Genomic DNA, 17,802 nt, shown 5'->3' with positions numbered 1-17,802 from the left:
ATTTGTGAGAATTGCGAGAGACGTAGCTAGTAACGGTTTCATGGAACAAGTCGGAATTAGTGTTAATTTTAAGATATCTAATACTATTTCTGAGTTTATGCCTTATATCAGTCCTAAAGACGCCGCAGAACTAACAGGCTTTCATCCAAAAACTCTAGCTAAGTGGGCAGACGCCGGGAAAATTGACTTTATCAAAGCTGAGAGTGGTTATCGCCGATACGATGTGACCTCCCTCAGAAAGATGATTGGGGAGGACGACCGAGCAGTCATCATATATGGACGAGTCTCAACGCATTCTCAAAAGGATGATTTGCAACGGCAGTTAGATTTTTTACGCTCGCGCTACCCTAAAGGAGAGATGATTTACGAAGTAGGTTCGGGGTTGAACTTTAAGCGGAAAAAGCTTTTATCGATATTAGAAAGAGTGATTAATCGCGAAGTAAAAGAAATAGTAGTAGCTTATTCAGATCGGTTGGTCAGGTTCGGTTTTGACCTTGTAGTTTGGCTTTGTGCTCAATTTGATTGTAAAGTTATTGTGTTGAATCAAGTCGTGCTTTCTCCTCAACAAGAGTTAGTGCAAGATCTGCTAGCAATCATGCATTGTTTTTCTGCAAGGCTTTACGGCTTGCGAAAGTATGAAAAACCGATCAGAAAAACTTTAGAAGTAGAAAAATTAGATGAAGATTCCATGAAGAATGATGTCTAAATCGGAAATGTCGGGGACATTTTTGTATACTAAAACAGTCAAGCGAAGGAGGTGATACAACGTGGGGCGAGTCAAAGGACATATTGAAGTTCAAAAGACAGTGATATTAAGAGCTAAAAGTGAAACTGCTTACAGGGAAGAAATAGTTAAACATATTATTACTACCAAACAATTGTACGCAGATACAACTGAGTTTTATGTTTTGGTATTTCTGGAGAATTTAGAGCTACTCAATTTAAAATCTGATGACTTGTATAGCGTTGTAGAGAAATTAACATTAATTACCAAACAAAGACCCTCCCCGGAAATTCCCTTGCAGATCAACACAGTTCAAGACATGCGTCGTTCTTGCATTAAAACCGCTTTTGGTATAGCAAAGTCTTGGGACTCGAACTATAAAAAATGGGAGTTACGTAGAGATAAGCATGAAGAAAAACAAGCCAAGAAATTAGCCATTTCTGAAGCTAAGGGCCAGAAATACACTCCGAAAAAGTTCACAGATAAACCACCGCTACCACCTCGTAATTATACAAACATTCATCCTACTTTCTATCGTGGGATGTACAAGGAGTTTGACGGTTCATCAATCATATTAAAACTGTGGACAGGCAACAGATGGGTTTTTATGAAGCAGCCTATCAACCTAGAAGGTAGAGAACTTCCTTATGGTTATGAATGGGGAAGTCCCACGCTGGTTTTAAAAGATAGGTTACATCTTCATGTTCCTGTGATTAAACAAGTCAAATCCAACGGGAAACTGGCTCAACAAGCATTGAACCCTGATGGATTAACAACTTGCAACGTAGATCTAAATCTTGATGGTGATATAGCTGTAGCAACAATTCTACACTCCGACGTTACGGGTAGCGTTACCGAGATTGCCACTCTCTTTGTTAAGGGTAATGATACTATCCAACATCGTAGGAAGCGTGAGTTAGGTTTAATTGCAGTAGCTAGTTCCAAGACAAATAAAGGTTTTGGAGTTAAAAAGATTGGTGATAATTCTCAACGCTTTGAGAAAATTAAGAATAGAGATAATTACGAATCTCATCGAATCTCTAAACGTATAGCTGACTTTGCTCATCAGTATGGAGCGACAGTAATTGTATTTGAGTGTTTAACTAATCTTCGACCCGATAGAGCGAAATTTAGCCGTCGTTCTAATCAAAAAAGAGCTTATTGGCTCTCGTCGAAAATTCGGAAACGAACCAAATACAAAGCTTTTCAGTCTTATGGAATTATCACGGCTCAAGTCTCACCAAAAGATACAAGCAGGCATTGTGCATTATGTAATGGCAACGAAGAAGAAGATTCGTTAGTTTCCAGAATAGAAGCTCAATTTAGTACTGATGTCGCCAGACTTTTTCAAATAATCATGAATAAATCATTGGAGAAAGTTGATTACAGTACGGGAGCGCCAAATTATATTTGTTCCGACACCGTTGAACATAGAGGCAATGCCGATCTGAACGCCGCCCGAAATATAGGTCTACGTTTTTTTGCGAGATATTACCAAAAGCCCAGGTTGAAAGTTGAAAAACAGGGTTTACTTGCTACCCAAGCAGCCAGAAAGGCATTTGGCATGGTAGCTGTGTAAGGGTTAGTGGTTCTACCCATGCGTTCTCGACGTGTTTGGATTACCCGTGCATATATAGTAGCAGCAAGCCTGCAAAGCTATTGACGAGGCATACCCATCGGGAGCGAGAAAAGGAGAGAGAAGTACTAAAAATTCCGATAACTTCCATCTCTCAGGATCACAAGATAAGTACAGTTTCCCATGAGATATCAGATTTCTTGGCGCTCTAGATTCGCTGTTTCTTGGATGAGCGATCGCTTCGGCGCAAGCTGAAAGAGCGCTTATCGCTCTCACCATCCTAGCTGTAGCGTGTTATGGTCCGATCTACAAGGAATTATGACGGAAAAATTATGTAGGTGAAGCGATCGCCATATATTGACAGATGCAACATACCATGAGGCAAAGAATCAGCAAGGGCTTGTTATCTTTACTCTCAACTAGGCAACTTGTAACGGCGTTGCTGGAAGCATTCTAGGTTCCGGTAGTGGTTGATTCTCTTCAGTCAGCATCTCAACAAAAGCCTCTATGACTTCCTGACCATTTTTAGCAGCTTCCTCATAAGTTCTACCATGGGTATGAAACTGCTGCCAGGGAAACTCAGGCAAATGTACTAAGAAAAGTTGATCCTCCTGCGACCATTGAATGACCATGCTGTAGCGATCGCCCCTATCCCTAGACCTGTCAAGGTGGATAAAAACTTTGGAAAATTAATAGCCCTCTCATTTCTTCCCTCTGCGTACTCTGCGTCTCGGCGGTTAAATAATTGACTTTTGAACCGCAGAGGCGCTGAGGGCGCAGAGGAGAAAGATGAGGAATTGCTACTTAGTTCCCTACCTCCTAACCACAACCTATTGACTTGAGGATGTATCTCTGGTACATTACGCCGTATTCTATTAAACAAGTGACCAACAATTGAATAATAAAGTAATCGTGCTTAGCTAAGGTTTCTTAACAAGAAATCTCAAAGTTGTGCGTTGCCAAAGATATGAAAAAATTAAATTCTGCAATAGTCTTACTGATAATTTTAGGCGTATCAGTAAGCATCCGATTGACTGAATCTCTGACAAAACGCTCGGCACATTCTTCTGTTCCGCAACCATTCCATTCACAAATCTTAAAACCATCTGTTGAACCTCAAGTCATCCCCGTTCATGCATCTACCAAGACATCCGATCGCAAACCTGTTAAACCGCGTCTCACTCCAGAAGAGTTACCGGATTGGGCTATTGCTAAATCACTGCCTTTTCCCTCCCGTCAACTAGGGCAAGAAGATTCAGAAGTTGATTACAATCTCAAAACTCCTCCCCATTTTAAATATAGCCCAAAGTTACAAAAAATTGTTAACGAAGCTGTGAATCTTGCTACCGAGCAAGATTTGCCCAGACAGCACATATCAATGACTTTGATAGATGCAAAAACTGGCGAAACGGCTGGATACAAACAAGATTCTCTGAGGTATCCCGCTAGTGTTATCAAAATGTTTTGGATGGTTGTTTTGTACGCGCAACTAGAAAATAATATTTGGGAAAGTGAAGATGACTTTACTCCCTACCTCAGCAAAATGATTAAGGAGTCTGATAACGAAGCTGCTAGCGTCATTGTTGACTTAATAACAAGTACCCGTTCTAGCCCAACGTTGAACGAAGGAAAATTTCAAGCATGGAAATACAAACGACAGCAAGTCAATCGATTTTTCCAAGAAGCTGGTTACAAAAAGATTAACATTCTTCAAAAAACCTTTCCCATCTATCATATAAATTTTCCAGAACCAAAAGGGAGTGAATCTCAATTACTGGGTGAACCAATTCAGCATTGGAATAAGATAACCACAAGACATGCAGCTAGATTGATTTACGAAATTTGTTACGCCAAGCAAGCTGTTTCTGCAGCAGCTAGCTATAAAATGTGTGAATGGCTCAAAAGAGATTTAAACCCCAAAGTTGGTAAAAACGATTTAGATTCAGGTTTTAATCCTGTGTGGAGCTTTTTTGGTGAAGGATTATCTAACACTGATGCTCAGCTTTATTCTAAAGCTGGCTGGACATCTATTGCGCGGGCGGAAACAGCAATGGTTTATACAGGTGAAAAAGGCACAACTTACATTTTGGTTGTTTTCTCTGAGACTTCAGCATATGCTGATGATGTCCAAATTTTCCCAAAAATCTCTCGTCTTGTTTATAAACGCATGATTTCCCGTAGTTCAAAAAAATAATCTCCGATTATGAATAACACTCCAAACGTTAAAGCTTTATTATCTATTTTCTGCATTGCTGTTGGAGGTCTTCTTTTACTGCGTAGTTGTCATTTTGGCAAAAGCTATGATAGTGCAAATTACACAATTCAATTGACTAACAATCAGCAGTTAGTTAAGTCAACTTCGGAAACAAAAGCTTCTATAGAAGTTAATCCAAAGTTGGATAAAGCCAAAGCTGATAATTTAACAAATACAGCAAAATTTCTGGCTGGCATACAAGTCGAGAATAACCCACTTGCACAGTTTCAACAGGGTAATAACTGGCAATCGCATCAACAATTTTTTAACAATGCCTGGTCAAATTTGGAAATACGGCAATTGCAAAAAGTAAGAAATTGGTCCCAACAAGAACTCAATCAAATTAATTCCACCGCTCCATCTATCTTTTACCCCTTTAGTGGTCCTGATTTTTTATATGCGTATTCCTTATTTCCACAAGGCAATAAATACGTACTGGTTGGTTTGGAACCAGTGGGTATTGTGCCTAATTTGTCAAATCTTTCGGAAAGTCAGCTAAATTTAAAATTGCAGGAAATTAGAAGTTCTCTCTATGCAATACTCCAATTTAGCTTTTTTATGACTAATGATATGAAGGTAGATTTAAGAAAGCAAGGAGTGTTACCAATTTTGTATGTGTTTTTAGCACGAACTCAAAATCGCATTACAAATCTGCAATATATTGGATTAGATAAAAATGCTGATATCAAACAGTATAAAAAGGGAATGATTCCTGGAGTCAAAATTAATTTTGTTGCAAAAGGCGAAGAGCGATCGCGTACTTTATATTATTTTGCCCATGACTTATCCAACTCCGGTGTAGAAAGCAAACCAGAATTTAGTCGTTTCATTACCAATTTAGGTGAAAAAGTCACTTATTTAAAAGCGGCTTCTTATTTAATGTATAATGATGGGTTCTCTGATATTAGAAAGCAAATTTTAGCTCAAAGCAGTCATATATTGCAAGATGATTCTGGTATGCCCCTCACCGCTTTTAATCCTTCTAAATGGAACTTAAAGTTTTACGGTTCATATAGCAGTCCCATTGGTTTGTTTGCAAATCGCTATCAACCCAGTTTAAGAAGAATCTATCGTACTAATAAGAGTATCGAGCCTCTGGACTTTGGTATTGGCTATAAGTATGGAGCGAATAATTCAAATTTGATGTTGGCTGAGGTTATGAATTAGAGACTTTCAAATAAAAAAAATATCAAAGATTTCTTGTGGTGCGGGCGTCCCACAAGATGGGTAATTTTTTTCTTGGAAATCCCTTAGTAGGCGCAATACCTTGCACCCCTACTAACCCCTACCCTCTACCCCCTACCCCCTAACCAAATCAATAATCTATCATCCAGAAATTGAAGGCTGGGTGTTTCCCACCTATTGCTTGAGAAACAATTTTTTGGCAGATTCTTAAACCATTTTGACTATTGGTTAAAATGACAATTGCTGTTTTTAATTCTCGAGAAGCGATAGTGAAACTTTTAAATGTACCAAGATCGCCCCAATGCCAAAAAAATTGGTTACCTTCCACCCTCTCTAACCCCCAACCCAAACCCCAATCTAAAAACCGATTGACTTTAATCTGCGATCGCAACATCTCTTCTAGGCTATCTTCTGTCAGTATGGGGCTATCAACTTTACCAGAACCCATCATAGCCATGAGGAATTTCGCATAATCAGTCGCAGTGGTACGCAAACTCCCGGCTGCACTCCCCCGTTTTGGTTGACTCATGGGTATTGGTTTGCCTTTGCGATCGTGTCCGTCACTTGCAGTGCTTTGGTAAGCAGTTCGCCACACAAGGCTACTACTGTTCATCTCCAAAGGGTCTAAAATTTGTTGGCGCAAATACTCCTCTATCGGCTGTTGGGTGATGTCTTGTACGACTTTTTGTAAGTAAAGATACCCCTCCCCGGAATAACTAAATTTTGTACCGGGAGGAAATTTAATTGTCAGAGGCTTATTACCACTCCAAATAGGAAAACCAGTTGTATGAGATAATACCTTACGAATATTAATGAGTTTGATTCTGGGATCGGGAATATATGGTTTAGCAGTATATTTTGAGAGAGGAGCATCTAAATCGAGCTTTCCCTGTTCCACCAATTTCAACACGGCATAAGCAAATAAAGGCTTATTTAAGGAAGCAGCAGCAAATACAGTATCGTTAGTGACGGGTTTTTTGGTGGCTCTATTTCTGACTCCAAAACCACGAGTCCAAAACAACTCTCCATTCTGAATAATTGCCAGCCCCAAACCAGGAATTAACTCAGCTTGCATGAGGGCGGGAACTTGGGCTTCTAAATTAGCAATAATTTTATCTGCGGAGAAAACAGAACGGTTGCGGTAGAAGCTAACCAGACTAAAAGCAGAAAGACTAATGAAAGCCTCTCTGCTAGAGTTGAGAAATTGTCTTCGGGAGAAAACCTTGGGCATTGAGAATTATTTGCTAAGCTTTCAGCAATGATTCTCCCCCATCAATCCAAACTTCGGTACCGGTAATATGACTCGAAGCATCTGACGCTAAGAAGAAAGCTAACTGTGCTACCTGTTCGGAGGTTCCTGGCTTACCATCAGTTAAAGGAATCTTCCCTTCAGGAAACTCAACAGGTTCTTGAATGTGTTCTAAATCCCTTCTTTGAGTATTCTCTTCAATATTCGTTTCAATTGCTCCAGGGCAAATGACATTGACGCGAATGCGGTGCTTAGCGAGTTCCAACGCAACCATTTTTGTAAAAGCCACTTGTGCAGCTTTTGAGCAAGAATATGCAGTTGCACCCGTGTTGCTAAAGATGCGCGTACCGTTGACAGATGAGGTGATAATGACAGAACCACCTTGCTTTTTCAAGTAAGGCACGGCGTACTTAACTGTCAAGAACGTTCCTTTCAGGTTGACGTTGATTGTTTTATCCCATTCTTCAGGAGACAATTCCTCAATAGATGCCCATACGCCATTAATGCCAGCGTTGGCAAACACAATATCCAATCGTCCCCACTTATCAACCAGTTCCTGCGTGACTTGTTGCATTTGTTCTGGATTTGAAATATCGGCAACTAAAGGTATTGCTTCACCGTTGTTCTTTTGAATTTCAGCAACAGTTTCTTCGAGTTCTTCCTTTGTGCGTCCCAATGCGCCAACTTTAGCACCAGACGAAGCAAACAACTTTGCTGCTGCCTTAGCTATACCTGAACCTGCTCCTGTGATCAGAGCGACTCTACCTGCTAGTTGCATAAATATTCTTATTTTTATTACTCCTGCTGTGTAACATAAAAAACCCTATGGATTCATACTGCTAACGGTAGAAAGGGTTACTCTATCTAATTACATAGGTATCATGGGGACTGGTGATTGGGGGTAAGTGACTGGCAAAGACACATCTTAGTCATTGTTTGCTCATAAATACTTGCTTTATGAACTTCTAATAGACATCTCCAGAAATTAATTATGCATGACCTGTCTATTTTTATACTCTATTTCAAAAGCTTTGGTATTGGTGAAATCACTGTTCTTCAGAAAACGTATTAACTATCTAATTCTTATAGATCTGTACTTAGAGTGAGTAAATAATCTTAGACAGACTATTATTGCATTAGATGATAAAGTTATTTAGTAATTTCACTATCAAATTAAGTAAAATTTTGTTGTTTCTTTATCAAATTGTAAATTTTAGGTAAAGTCAAGCAAGAAAGTGAATTGGATTAAATATAAAATGTAATGCAGGACGAAAAACCAGCAGTCGAGACGCTTGCTTTATAGCTATATTTCAATTAGTTGCATTTACCAGCATTTGTATATAGCGTTTTATAGTCTGCTGAAGTACAAACTTATCTGCGTTCATCTGCGTTCATCTGCGGTTAATTCTTTCTTAGAGTACCTCACGAAAGTAGTAATTGCTATATTCTGACTGCTAAACGACCATTCTTGAAGAAGTAAACTTTCAATGAAACAACAACCAGAAAACTCAAGGTTTCCCCTCAAGTACTTAAAACCAAGCTTAGTTACAGTGTTGCTATGCTCTTTATTAAGTGCAACCTGTTCTGTAAAATCAACAGCCAATAACGAGACTGCCCAATTACCTAATAAGGAGACTACTCAATTACCCAATAACGATGCTGCCCAATTACCTCCAAGATATACTGGATTAGCTCCCAATTCACCATTCGGGTTAGACTTTGGTTATAGCGATCCTAAGACTATAGGTGCGATCGCGCAAGACCTGGGAGTAAAATGGATTCGTGGTATCCAAGTCGAATTCGATCCCTGGAATGGCGATCCCAAAATTCTCCGAGATAGAATAAATACCTTAAAAAGTTATGGTGTATCTTCATTACAAACACCTTTCTATCCCGTAGATTGGAAAGAAAAAGACAAATTAGGTCCTCCAAGAAATGTAGAGGCTTACGTACAAAAATTTTATAATTGGGTAGCAGCTACTCATGACCTCATGCCCTATTACGAGCATTGGAACGAACCTTGGGTTGATGAGTGGGCGTGGAACGGCGGTACTGCTGAGGAATATAGGGATATTATTAAACGAATTTGGAATAAAGTCAAAGCTGATTATCCCAATGTTAATTTAATTGGTGGAGGTTCTTTAGCCTATAACCGAGATATTATGTACGCTAAGGGAAATGACACAGGATATGCTGATGGCTCTGTTAACCATGCATATGCTTTTCCCAGCTTGAACACTTTCCATAGTGTATTGATGCAATTGACAGTAGATAAGAAATTTTCTAAAACACAAGGTCGTGCGGGAGCATGGCAAACAGAGTTTGGCACGTTTCGGGATATGTACTCCTCAAACCAAGATATTTGGGTCGCCCGTACCATACCCTCTAGTTACTTAATACATATGTTAGCAGGTTATTATGCCCAAAGACCTGTCAGAGCGTTTTGGTTTAACTGGAGCGGACATGGAACACATGACATAGCTAACAACGATGCTGCAAAGGATGCATATAGAACTATGACTCGCGTTCTGGAAGGAACGAAAATAGTTGATGATGTATTTCCTACTTCAAAATCAATGTGGGGAATAGTTTTTAAAAATGATTATTCAACCGATAATCGTGCTAGAGCAGCGTTGTTTGTCAACAGTCCGTTTTATGGTGATATAGGAAATCCTTGGGACCCCAAGGGAGGTAGCCAAGCTAAAGGAAATATTCCTTCTGATGAGTATTCCGGTACTGTTTCCCTCGGTAATTCAAAAAATATACAAGTTTACGATTACAGAGGAAACAGGATAAATAATTTGAGCAAAATTCCTCTCAATCCAGTAGAAGTCGTATACATAATAGCTGATCTGCCAGCTTCACAGTTAAAGCAGATACTACAAAATGCTGATTTTCAGTTAAAAAATGAAATCAAAGTCACGGCTTTATCCTTATCGGGACCTGTTGTTAAAGGTCGAACTATTGATATTAAAGTAGAGAATGTCGTTAATAAACCTCGTAGTGGAACTTTAGCGATCGCTCCTCCCAAAGGATGGACTCTTTCTCAAAAGAGCATAAGTTTTGAAAATTTACAACCGGGGGAGCAAAAAATTATTAGTTTCCCCATAGAGTCTTTTGCTGTCAACAATGACAACAATTATGAAATTAGCTACTCATTATCAGTGAAAGGCAAATCTTCCCCTCAAACAGGTAATTGGAAGATACAATCAGCCTATGCTCCTAAAAAGACAATAAACGTAGACGGTAATTTGCAAGACTGGTCTGATGTTATAGCCACAAGTATGGGTAATGGAGCATATAAATTTAAAGTAGCATGGGACTCAAATAACTTATACTTTGCAGCTGAGATCGCTGACGATAAGCACGCTCCATTTCCTCCCTTCGATCCCAGTTTTACGTGGTTTCGAGAAAATAGAGTTGATGGTGCTAAAGGTGATGATAATACAGATGGATTATTTATTAATATTGACTGCACAAAAAATAATCCTGATGATCTACTGAAAGGTCACGTACTTTATGAAAAAGCTTTAGCAGCAGATGTAGATTACGAGTTTTTTGCCAGTTATAGTACGGGAAATAACAGCGAGTTATGGAGATATCGCGCTCCCGGTACAAATCATCAAGGATATTATCCAACCAATGCAACGCTTAGTCCACCTCTGATGAAAATGAAAGCAAGCCCGTCAGGTGGATCGGAAGGAAAGATAAAATTTACACGTTCGGGTAATAAGACAATTTATGAAGGAGCAATTTCTTTAAATGCAATCCCTGAATTAAAGTCAGAATTGAGCCGATTAAAACCGGGAGATTCTTATTTTCCTAACCTCGCATGGCGTGTTAACGGAGGAAATCAAGGGAAAAAATTCTGGACTATAGAGTCAGGTCAATGGGAAGAAGGGGGCTATGGCTTTGTTCCTCAGTGGTTATCAGGAGGTTTGGCAAACGGAGGACGAGTCATCAGTCGTTGGGCATTTGTGAATGGAGGTGGTAAGTAGGAGCGCAAGGCATTGCGCCCGTACAGTTGTGAGTGGTGAGCAAGGCATTGCACCCGTACAGTTGTGAGTGATAGATAAAAATCTCTCGAAATTATGATTGACACGGTTCCGATTCTTTGAAATGCTCAAGGTGCTGCTCGCTTGAAGGAGATAGCTGTGTTCTATTCTTTTTGGCAAACAACTAGATATACACTGCGAGAAATAAGACAAGCTTGGTCATTTGCAGATGACTTTAACTCTCGCGTGCGTCTCTCGTCCGACCTAATTCTCTTTAGGTTTTTGAAAGTCCTTAACCTCAAGTCTTATAACAAGGAGCGTACTATACAATGCTCAAGTGGTATGAAACTCACTTACCGTCTCAATCGCGGAGATATTCAAGGTATTCGTGAGGTATGGCTGGATGAAGCATATCGCTTACCTTTTCCTCTCGAACCAAAATTGGTGATAGATCTAGGTGCAAATATTGGTCTGACAAGTCTTTGGTTGTGGAAGCATTATCATTGTGACAGGATTATAGCTGTAGAGCCAAATCAAAGTAATGCTGCTCTTGTCCAGAAAAACTTTACTGATAACGGAGTCAATGGCAACGTCATAGAGGCTGCGGTTGGTTCCACTGATGGAACGGTCATTTTTGAAGCATCTAATGAATCAAACTTGGGAAGAGTGGTGACAGGTGAAGCGCAAAACAAGAGTGGCGAAGAAGTTAAAATGATGTCTATGGCTACGCTGCTCGCTAATTTACCTCAAGATGAAGTTGTCAATTTAGTCAAGATGGACATTGAAGGTGGAGAACAGGATCTCATCTGTGGAGATCTTCGATGGCTTCAACGAGTCAAGGCAATGATTGCAGAATTTCACCCGGATGTAATTGACTATCCGGGCTTGGTAAAAACTATAGAGCAGCAGGGTTTTCAATATATTCCTGCTCGTAGCGTCACACCCCACAACATGGATGCTTTTTTACAAGTTAGTTGTTAGTTGTTAGTTGTTAGTCGTTAGTTGTTAGTTGTTAGTTGTTAACTACTAATAACCAATAACCAATAACCAATAACCAATAACCAATAACCACTAACCCCTAACCCCTAATAATGACTCCCTGTCTTACGGTGATGAATGGCAGTTAGAGCATCCGGTTTGAGTAGCTTTCCATTATCAACAGTTGCATAGATAACCCAGTGATCTCCACATTCCATGCGTTTGCTCACGGAACATTCAAGATATGCTGAGGCGTCTGTTAGTACGGTACAACCGTTCTCTGCAACTTCTGTAGGAAAACTAGCAAATCTATCTTCTCCGGGTGCGAAGGTTTTGCGGAAGTGTTTCATATATTCCTGATGATTGCCTTCTGGCATAATATTCAGGACAAACTTACCTCCCGGATACATCAGAGATTCAACTGCTCTCTCTTTTGCGATCGCAACAGTCAAACCAGGTGGGTTAAAAGTCGCTTGGGAAACCCAAGAACCTAACATTCCTGTTGAAACCTCTCCAAGTTTTGCCGTGACAACACAAACTGAACCAACTATCCGACCTACAGCTTGTTCAACAGGGGTAGCGGCTGGTTGTGGCATGCGTAATTTTTTAGCTTTTCTCAGGACTTGAGCAAAGTCTGTACCTGTTTCTTCGCACTGTTTGAGAATGTTATCTGCAGGTTTAAACTTGACTTTTAAAGTTTCAAACCCAAATTTGTATCCTGCGTCTCGGAGTTTACCTTCAATAACATCAAAGGCTTCACCACTCCAACCAAAGGAACCAAAGACCCCAGCCAGTTTTGAATTATCACCAATTGTCAGCACAATCCCTAAAGCAGTTTGCATAGGAGTTGGGACGTTACCACCAATGGTGGGAGAACCCATGATAAAGCCTTCACATTTTTCTACGGCTGCTTTAATCTCTTCAGGTTGAGCAAATTCACAGTTGATAGATTCTACAGCAACTCCTCCCTTGGTCAAACCAAGAGCGATCGCTTGTGCTAAAGTTGCCGTATTTCCATAAGCTGAGGCATAAAGCAAAGCAACAGTGATTTCGCGATCGGTGTGAGAACGGCTCCATGTTTCGTACTCTTGAGTCAGTTCCAACAAACCGTAGCGCACCAAAGGACCGTGAAGAGTACCGACCATTCTCACTTGCAGTTCGGATATTTTCTCTAAAGCTGCTTGTACGTGACTTGCATGAGGTGCCATCAAACATTCAAAGTAGTAGCGCTGGTCTGGCTTGACAATATCCCAATCTTCATCAAAAACTTCATCCCCACAAACATGAGCGCCAAAAAGCTTGTTTGAAAACAGGATTTGGGTTTGCTGGTCGTAAGTACAAAGCCCTGCAGGCCATCGCGGGCTGGGGATGGGGAGACAGCGTAAGATATGGTCTTTACCTAAATCTAGTGTTTCTTTCCCCCGCATCACCATGATTTTGAGATCGTGATTGGGGAAAGTTGCTCGCAAATTTGCAGCACCAGGAAGAGAACAAACAAAAGTTAACTGCGGTGCAGCGTCTAAAAGAGCTTTTAGGGTTGGCACTCGGTTGGGATTAAAGTGACCGAGGATGACATAATCCAACCGACTTAAATCTAAAGATTGTTGTAATGCTTCTAAAAAAATCTGAGTGAAAGTTTCCGGAGGCGGGTCAATAATTGCAGTTTTCTCACCTTGGATTAAATAGCAATTGGAAGTAGTCCCTTTTGACAGTGCGTATTCAATTTCAAACCGCAACCGGGTCCAACTGCGTGCTCTTAATACTGTTGTGTTTGTAGCGATCGGTAAAACTTGTATGTCACGAGTATTGGGATTGGTCATAGTTGAGTGAAGGAGAGATGAGGGGGATGAGGGAATTTTGGATTTTGGATTTTGGATTTTGGATTTTGGGTTGGGGATTGGGGATTGGGGAACAGGTTATTCCCCTTGTCCCCTTGGTCACTGGTCACTGGTCACTGGTCACTGATTCCTAGTAATAGTTACCGACTTTACGATGGCGGATTGCAGTCATTCCTTCGGGTTTGGAGACTCGACCATCTAAAACAGTGCAGTAAACAATCCAGTGGTCGCTGCATTCTATGCTGCTTGTCACTTCGCATTCCATGTAAGCGAGAGCGTCTGTCAGGATAGGAGAACCGTTCTTGGCTGTTTGGGTTTTGACTCCAGCAAAGCGATCGACACCGGGAACCAAGCGCTTGAGGAAGTGCTTCTTCAATTCTTGATAATTTCCCTCTTCTAAAACGTTAAGGACGAACTTATTGCCTACTTCCATTAAGGATTCAATGGCATTGTCTTTGGCAACAGAAATTGTAAATCCTAAGGGTTGCAAGCTAGCTTGTACTACCCAGGATGCGAGCATTGCTTCTTGGACATCACCTTTTTGGCTAGTGATGATGTACAGCCCGTTGCTAATCCGACCTAGAGCTTTTTCTAAGTTGGCGTCAATGGATTTGACTTGCTTGATGTTGCGTTCGCGGACAAGCCGTTGTCCTAAAGTTGTCCCTGCTTCTTCACATTGTTTGTATGTGGTTTCAGTAGGAATTTCTTTGACGCGAATTGCTGGAAATCCTTCTTTTACGCCAAGATTGATAAATCTTCTCAGCAGTGGATCTACGGGTTCCTCATCTGGACCGTAGCATTCAAACAGTCCAATGACTTGCTTTTCTTTTGCTACAGCTAGTAGAGAACTGATAGCAGCTTGAGCCGCCAGGTTACCGCTTGGAGGCATACCAATAATGATGCCAGCTGCCCTTCCTGCCAATTCTTGAATTTCTTGGATCTCGGCTGAAGTCAGATCCATCATTTCAACACCAGCCCCAGTTTTTTGGACTCCGTGAGCAATGGACTGGGCAAGACGTTCGCTATGTCCGTAATCCGAGACGTAGAATAAAGCGGCGATGGTTTCTACTTTAACTTGTCTTTGACTCCAGCTTTGGTAGCACTCTCTCAAAATTTCAAGATTGTGATACAGCAACGGTCCGTGTCCGTTGGCAATGATTCTAATTTTGCCAAGTTCTCCCATTTTTTTCATTGCGTTGAGCAAGGAACGGGAGTTGGGACCCATGAGGCAGTCGTAGTAAAATCTGAAGTCGGGTTCAATTGCCTCTAGGTTGACGTCAAAGGTGTCATCACTGCAGTAGTGCATCCCAAAGGCGTCGCAGGTGAACAGGACTTGGTTTTTGTGGTCGAAACTGAATATTGTATCAGGCCAGTGCAGGTTGGGAGCACTCACAAACTCTATTTCGTGTCCCTGTCCCAAGTCTACGCGATCGCCACTTTTCACAATTCGCTTAGAAAACGGATCGTGAGCTAGGTTTACAGTATCAAGTATGTTTAAGCGTGCATATGTTAGACTAGTCTTAATACCTTAATTTACTTGAGTTTTATGGCGGTTGCTCAGTCAGCAAAACCCTCTAGCAGCGATATTGCAGTGACATTAAAGCGGCTCGTTGCTCTTTTAGAAGAAGATGAGACTGATGAGTATGGAATTTTACAACCAAGTCAATCCTCTTTTAAGTTGGCAATGCAATTAGTCATGGATGCCTACGAAGCAATGGGCAATCGCTTTCCCAGAGCATCAGCTTCGACGGATGAGCAAGGGGGGATTCGACTAACATGGAGTAAACAGTCACCCGAAGGTGAAGTCCGGTTGGTTTGTCCAGGTACAGCCGAACAACAAGCTTATTTATACCATGAGATAGGAGACAATTACGCCATCGAACGGGATGTAACAGCATCCATATTGGTGCAGTGGCTAGAGTGGCTGAATCAAGCATGACCCAATTTAAGCCAACCAGAAGATGCAGTTGTTTATCGAGCGCTGCTGCGTAAACAGTGGATTTCGGAGGAAACAGCTTGTGTGAAGGCAGATGCATATTTTCTACGAGATAGTGAACCTGGGCTTTCGGTCCATCTTGCAAGTGTGTGTTCTCCAGAACAATGTGCTGGTTTTTTTCGCAAATGTTATGGAGTTGCCAGTCTTGAGGTTGGACGTGTTCGGGAAATTGGTTTGGATGTGGAACAGGATTCCATAAACCATGCCAATATTGTTGGTTTACCCAATAGAGAAGATAATCTAGCCGAAGCTGAACGATTGGCAGGTTTGTTAGCGAAGCAATCGCACATCATATGGCAACCAAAGTGATGGTGATTGTGCAAAACAGTAGATTTTTAGCAATTATTTGTTTTGTTTTCCCTCTTGCGGCAAACTTTGCTGACTTCTGGTTGAGATTACTAGCTGATGACTACTGACTTGAATAGCTTTATATCTGTGTGCAGCAATCGCTTGCAACAAATAACTCAACCCCCAACCAACAAATGCTCCTACAACACCAAAAAGCAGACTTAACAGTACCGACAGAGCAAAGGGATGCGGATAAGACGTAGTAAAAGGCAGCTGCATTGGTGTTGGTGGCTGTTGTTGGGGAATTATGTAGGGTGCGGTGCTAGAACCAATTCCCGCAGCACTTAAGCCGACACCCAATATGGCGATGGTGGTTTGCAGATTGCGATCGCGCTATTCAAATAGTGAATTTAAAGATTTAATAAAGTCTCAGTATAAACACTTTAATTTTGGCAAGAAAACAGTTAAGAGCTTTACTATGCCCAATTATCAACCACCATGCGTTTACTAACGATGAGAAATCTTCTTTCACACATTGCCACGGTAGTAGCGTTCAGTGTAGCAATTTTTCTCGATGTCAGCTATAGCAAACCAGCCCTTGGTGCTAATCTAGCGTTTGATACTGAAAGACCCGTTCCTTTGATTCTGGACGATGATGGTAGCCAGGATGGTTTAATTGCACTGGCGTATATGCTGCAAAACCCTAAGTTTGATGTCAAAGCGATTACGATTTCTCAAGGAATTGCTCGTCCACAGTTATTCAGTAACAACTTGATGCGATCTCTCACTCGATTAGGTGTCACAGGAATCCCAGTTGGAGTCGGGAGTGAAGATCCACTGGCTGGAGATAATAGGTATCCAGAATTGTTTCGAGTAGATTCTGATGCTTTTTACTCACCCTTTGTACCACCTTTGACAGAGACAGCCCAAGAGAGTGTTGACCAACGAGACGCAGCTCAACTCATTATTGACACCATCAAACAGTCACCAGATCCAGTTGCAATTTTAGCAACAGGTTCGCTGACTAATATAGCAGAAGCATTGCGGCGAGATCCATCGATTGTGAACAACGTTGCTGCGGTCGAAGTTATGGGTGGTGCTGTTTTTACGGAGGGTAATCTCAGCTTTCATACAGATCCTATATTGGCGCAGAATGCCGTTTCTGAGTTTAACATCTGGGCCGATCCGTTAGCAGCTCAAGAGGTTTTTGCATCTGGCTTGCCAATCTTCTTGACACCATTAGATGCAACAAATAATACGTTGTTCACTGTAGCAGATCGAGATGCTTGGAGAAATGGAGGAACCCCTGAAAGTTTACTAGCCGCACAACTCATGGATTATTCCTTTGCATTCATTTCAGGAGGAGAGCAAAACCCTACGCAAGTTTGGGATTTGGTCGCTGCTATCAACTTAAGTGAACCGAACTTTGTCTCGGAAGTGCTACTACCTCTAAGAGTTGATATAACATCGGCTCCAAGTATTGCTCAAGGACAAACCGTTGTAGATGATTCGCTGACACCAAATGTTTACGTGTCATTCAGCCCTAATTTTAATAATCTTTCATTTAAATCCAGCGAGATTTTTTCGGCTCGAACAGTAGCTGTTCCCGAACCTTCAACAATTTTAGGTTTCCTGGCTGTCGGGGGAGGGTTCGCATTCCTCAAGCGGAAGACACTATAGTTTAGCGATCGCTAAACTATAGTGTCTTTTTTTGCGCCA

15 protein-coding genes and 1 pseudogene are annotated in these 17,802 nt (G+C 41.1%); 10 read left to right on the top strand and 6 right to left on the bottom strand.

From position 1 onward, the window contains the following. Nucleotides 1-4: 4 nt before the first annotated feature. Nucleotides 5-706 (top strand): IS607 family transposase, encoded by a 702-nt coding sequence (locus WA1_RS01055; RefSeq protein ID WP_272819042.1) that lies wholly within the window; start codon nt 5-7, stop codon nt 704-706. A 61-nt stretch (nt 707-767) separates the two neighbouring features. Continuing rightward, nucleotides 768-2,303 carry an IS200/IS605 family accessory protein TnpB-related protein gene (locus WA1_RS01050; RefSeq protein ID WP_017750186.1) on the top strand — a complete coding sequence of 512 codons (1,536 nt, stop codon included), beginning with the start codon at nt 768-770 and terminating at the stop codon, nt 2,301-2,303. 416 nt (nt 2,304-2,719) lie between these two features. Here the strand turns inward: WA1_RS01050 and WA1_RS01045 are convergent, their stop codons facing one another. Continuing rightward, nucleotides 2,720-2,932 carry a type II toxin-antitoxin system HicB family antitoxin gene (locus WA1_RS01045; protein WP_017742078.1) on the bottom strand — a complete coding sequence of 71 codons (213 nt, stop codon included), beginning with the start codon at nt 2,930-2,932 and terminating at the stop codon, nt 2,720-2,722. A 335-nt stretch (nt 2,933-3,267) separates the two neighbouring features. On the opposite strand from WA1_RS01045, the gene WA1_RS01040 reads away from it, so the two are divergent. Together WA1_RS01040 and WA1_RS01035 are read left to right on the top strand one after the other, a co-directional pair. Then, complete coding sequence (locus WA1_RS01040; protein WP_017742079.1) at nt 3,268-4,494, top strand: serine hydrolase; 1,227 nt, start codon at nt 3,268-3,270, stop codon at nt 4,492-4,494. A 9-nt stretch (nt 4,495-4,503) separates the two neighbouring features. Next, a complete protein-coding gene (locus WA1_RS01035; protein WP_017742080.1) occupies nt 4,504-5,721 on the top strand; it encodes a hypothetical protein in 1,218 nt (405 codons plus the stop codon). A gap of 148 nt (nt 5,722-5,869) precedes the next feature. Here WA1_RS01035 and WA1_RS01030 read toward each other — a convergent pair whose 3' ends face one another. Both WA1_RS01030 and WA1_RS01025 read right to left on the bottom strand, forming a co-directional pair. Further along, the gene (locus WA1_RS01030) at nt 5,870-6,970 is read right to left on the bottom strand and encodes a serine hydrolase domain-containing protein (RefSeq protein WP_017742081.1); all 1,101 of its coding nucleotides are present in this window, start codon (nt 6,968-6,970) and stop codon (nt 5,870-5,872) included. A 13-nt stretch (nt 6,971-6,983) separates the two neighbouring features. Continuing rightward, nucleotides 6,984-7,766: an SDR family oxidoreductase gene (locus WA1_RS01025; protein WP_017742082.1), complete on the bottom strand. Its 783-nt coding sequence runs from the start codon at nt 7,764-7,766 to the stop codon at nt 6,984-6,986. 709 nt (nt 7,767-8,475) lie between these two features. On the opposite strand from WA1_RS01025, the gene WA1_RS01020 reads away from it, so the two are divergent. Further along, nucleotides 8,476-10,986 carry a DOMON domain-containing protein gene (locus WA1_RS01020; protein ID WP_017742083.1) on the top strand — a complete coding sequence of 837 codons (2,511 nt, stop codon included), beginning with the start codon at nt 8,476-8,478 and terminating at the stop codon, nt 10,984-10,986. Nucleotides 10,987-11,142: 156 nt separating this feature from the next. Next, nucleotides 11,143-11,964, top strand: coding sequence for an FkbM family methyltransferase (locus WA1_RS01015; RefSeq protein ID WP_148662586.1), 822 nt, complete (start codon nt 11,143-11,145; stop codon nt 11,962-11,964). A gap of 104 nt (nt 11,965-12,068) precedes the next feature. Here WA1_RS01015 and WA1_RS01010 read toward each other — a convergent pair whose 3' ends face one another. Continuing rightward, on the bottom strand, nt 12,069-13,781 hold the full coding sequence (locus WA1_RS01010; protein ID WP_017742085.1) for a diflavin flavoprotein: 1,713 nt from the start codon (nt 13,779-13,781) through the stop codon (nt 12,069-12,071). Between the two features lie 26 nt (nt 13,782-13,807). Here WA1_RS01010 and WA1_RS59215 point away from each other — a divergent pair, with 26 nt between their 5' ends. Continuing rightward, nucleotides 13,808-13,933 carry a hypothetical protein gene (locus tag WA1_RS59215; protein WP_017742086.1) on the top strand — a complete coding sequence of 42 codons (126 nt, stop codon included), beginning with the start codon at nt 13,808-13,810 and terminating at the stop codon, nt 13,931-13,933. On the opposite strand, the pseudogene WA1_RS01005 reads toward WA1_RS59215, so the two are convergent. Then, nucleotides 13,930-15,276 (bottom strand): annotated as a pseudogene (locus WA1_RS01005) (flavin reductase); the annotation flags it as partial. The gene WA1_RS59215 and the pseudogene WA1_RS01005 overlap by 4 nt on opposite strands. Before the next feature lie 69 nt (nt 15,277-15,345). Between WA1_RS01005 and WA1_RS01000 the strand changes: the two are divergent. Both WA1_RS01000 and WA1_RS00995 read left to right on the top strand, forming a co-directional pair. After that, nucleotides 15,346-15,738: a hypothetical protein gene (locus WA1_RS01000; RefSeq protein ID WP_017742088.1), complete on the top strand. Its 393-nt coding sequence runs from the start codon at nt 15,346-15,348 to the stop codon at nt 15,736-15,738. An 81-nt stretch (nt 15,739-15,819) separates the two neighbouring features. Then, nucleotides 15,820-16,104, top strand: a complete 285-nt coding sequence (locus WA1_RS00995; RefSeq protein WP_017742089.1) for a hypothetical protein — start codon at nt 15,820-15,822, stop codon at nt 16,102-16,104. Nucleotides 16,105-16,137: 33 nt separating this feature from the next. Here WA1_RS00995 and WA1_RS00990 read toward each other — a convergent pair whose 3' ends face one another. Continuing rightward, nucleotides 16,138-16,443, bottom strand: coding sequence for a hypothetical protein (locus WA1_RS00990; RefSeq protein ID WP_017742090.1), 306 nt, complete (start codon nt 16,441-16,443; stop codon nt 16,138-16,140). A 138-nt stretch (nt 16,444-16,581) separates the two neighbouring features. Between WA1_RS00990 and WA1_RS00985 the strand changes: the two genes are divergently transcribed. Then, the gene (locus tag WA1_RS00985) at nt 16,582-17,763 is read left to right on the top strand and encodes a nucleoside hydrolase (protein WP_017742091.1); all 1,182 of its coding nucleotides are present in this window, start codon (nt 16,582-16,584) and stop codon (nt 17,761-17,763) included. The last annotated feature ends 39 nt before the right edge of the window (nt 17,764-17,802 follow it).

Source organism: Scytonema hofmannii PCC 7110 (assembly GCF_000346485.2).
Classification (GTDB): Bacteria; Cyanobacteriota; Cyanobacteriia; order Cyanobacteriales; family Nostocaceae; genus Scytonema; species Scytonema hofmannii.
The sequence above is the reverse complement of the archived record's forward strand: the minus strand, read 5'-3'. Positions and strand labels throughout refer to the sequence as shown.

Excerpts from the sequence above, each read along its gene's own strand:
- WA1_RS01045 (WP_017742078.1), bottom strand. The coding sequence starts at position 2,932 with ATGGTCATTCAATGGTCGCAGGAGGATCAACTTTTCTTAGTACATTTG.
- WA1_RS01020 (WP_017742083.1), top strand. The coding sequence starts at position 8,476 with ATGAAACAACAACCAGAAAACTCAAGGTTTCCCCTCAAGTACTTAAAA.
- WA1_RS01025 (WP_017742082.1), bottom strand. The coding sequence starts at position 7,766 with ATGCAACTAGCAGGTAGAGTCGCTCTGATCACAGGAGCAGGTTCAGGT.
- WA1_RS01010 (WP_017742085.1), bottom strand. The coding sequence starts at position 13,781 with ATGACCAATCCCAATACTCGTGACATACAAGTTTTACCGATCGCTACA.
- WA1_RS59215 (WP_017742086.1), top strand. The coding sequence starts at position 13,808 with ATGAGGGAATTTTGGATTTTGGATTTTGGATTTTGGATTTTGGGTTGG.
- WA1_RS01030 (WP_017742081.1), bottom strand. The coding sequence starts at position 6,970 with ATGCCCAAGGTTTTCTCCCGAAGACAATTTCTCAACTCTAGCAGAGAG.
- WA1_RS01035 (WP_017742080.1), top strand. The coding sequence starts at position 4,504 with ATGAATAACACTCCAAACGTTAAAGCTTTATTATCTATTTTCTGCATT.
- WA1_RS01040 (WP_017742079.1), top strand. The coding sequence starts at position 3,268 with ATGAAAAAATTAAATTCTGCAATAGTCTTACTGATAATTTTAGGCGTA.
- WA1_RS00985 (WP_017742091.1), top strand. The coding sequence starts at position 16,582 with ATGCGTTTACTAACGATGAGAAATCTTCTTTCACACATTGCCACGGTA.
- WA1_RS01000 (WP_017742088.1), top strand. The coding sequence starts at position 15,346 with ATGGCGGTTGCTCAGTCAGCAAAACCCTCTAGCAGCGATATTGCAGTG.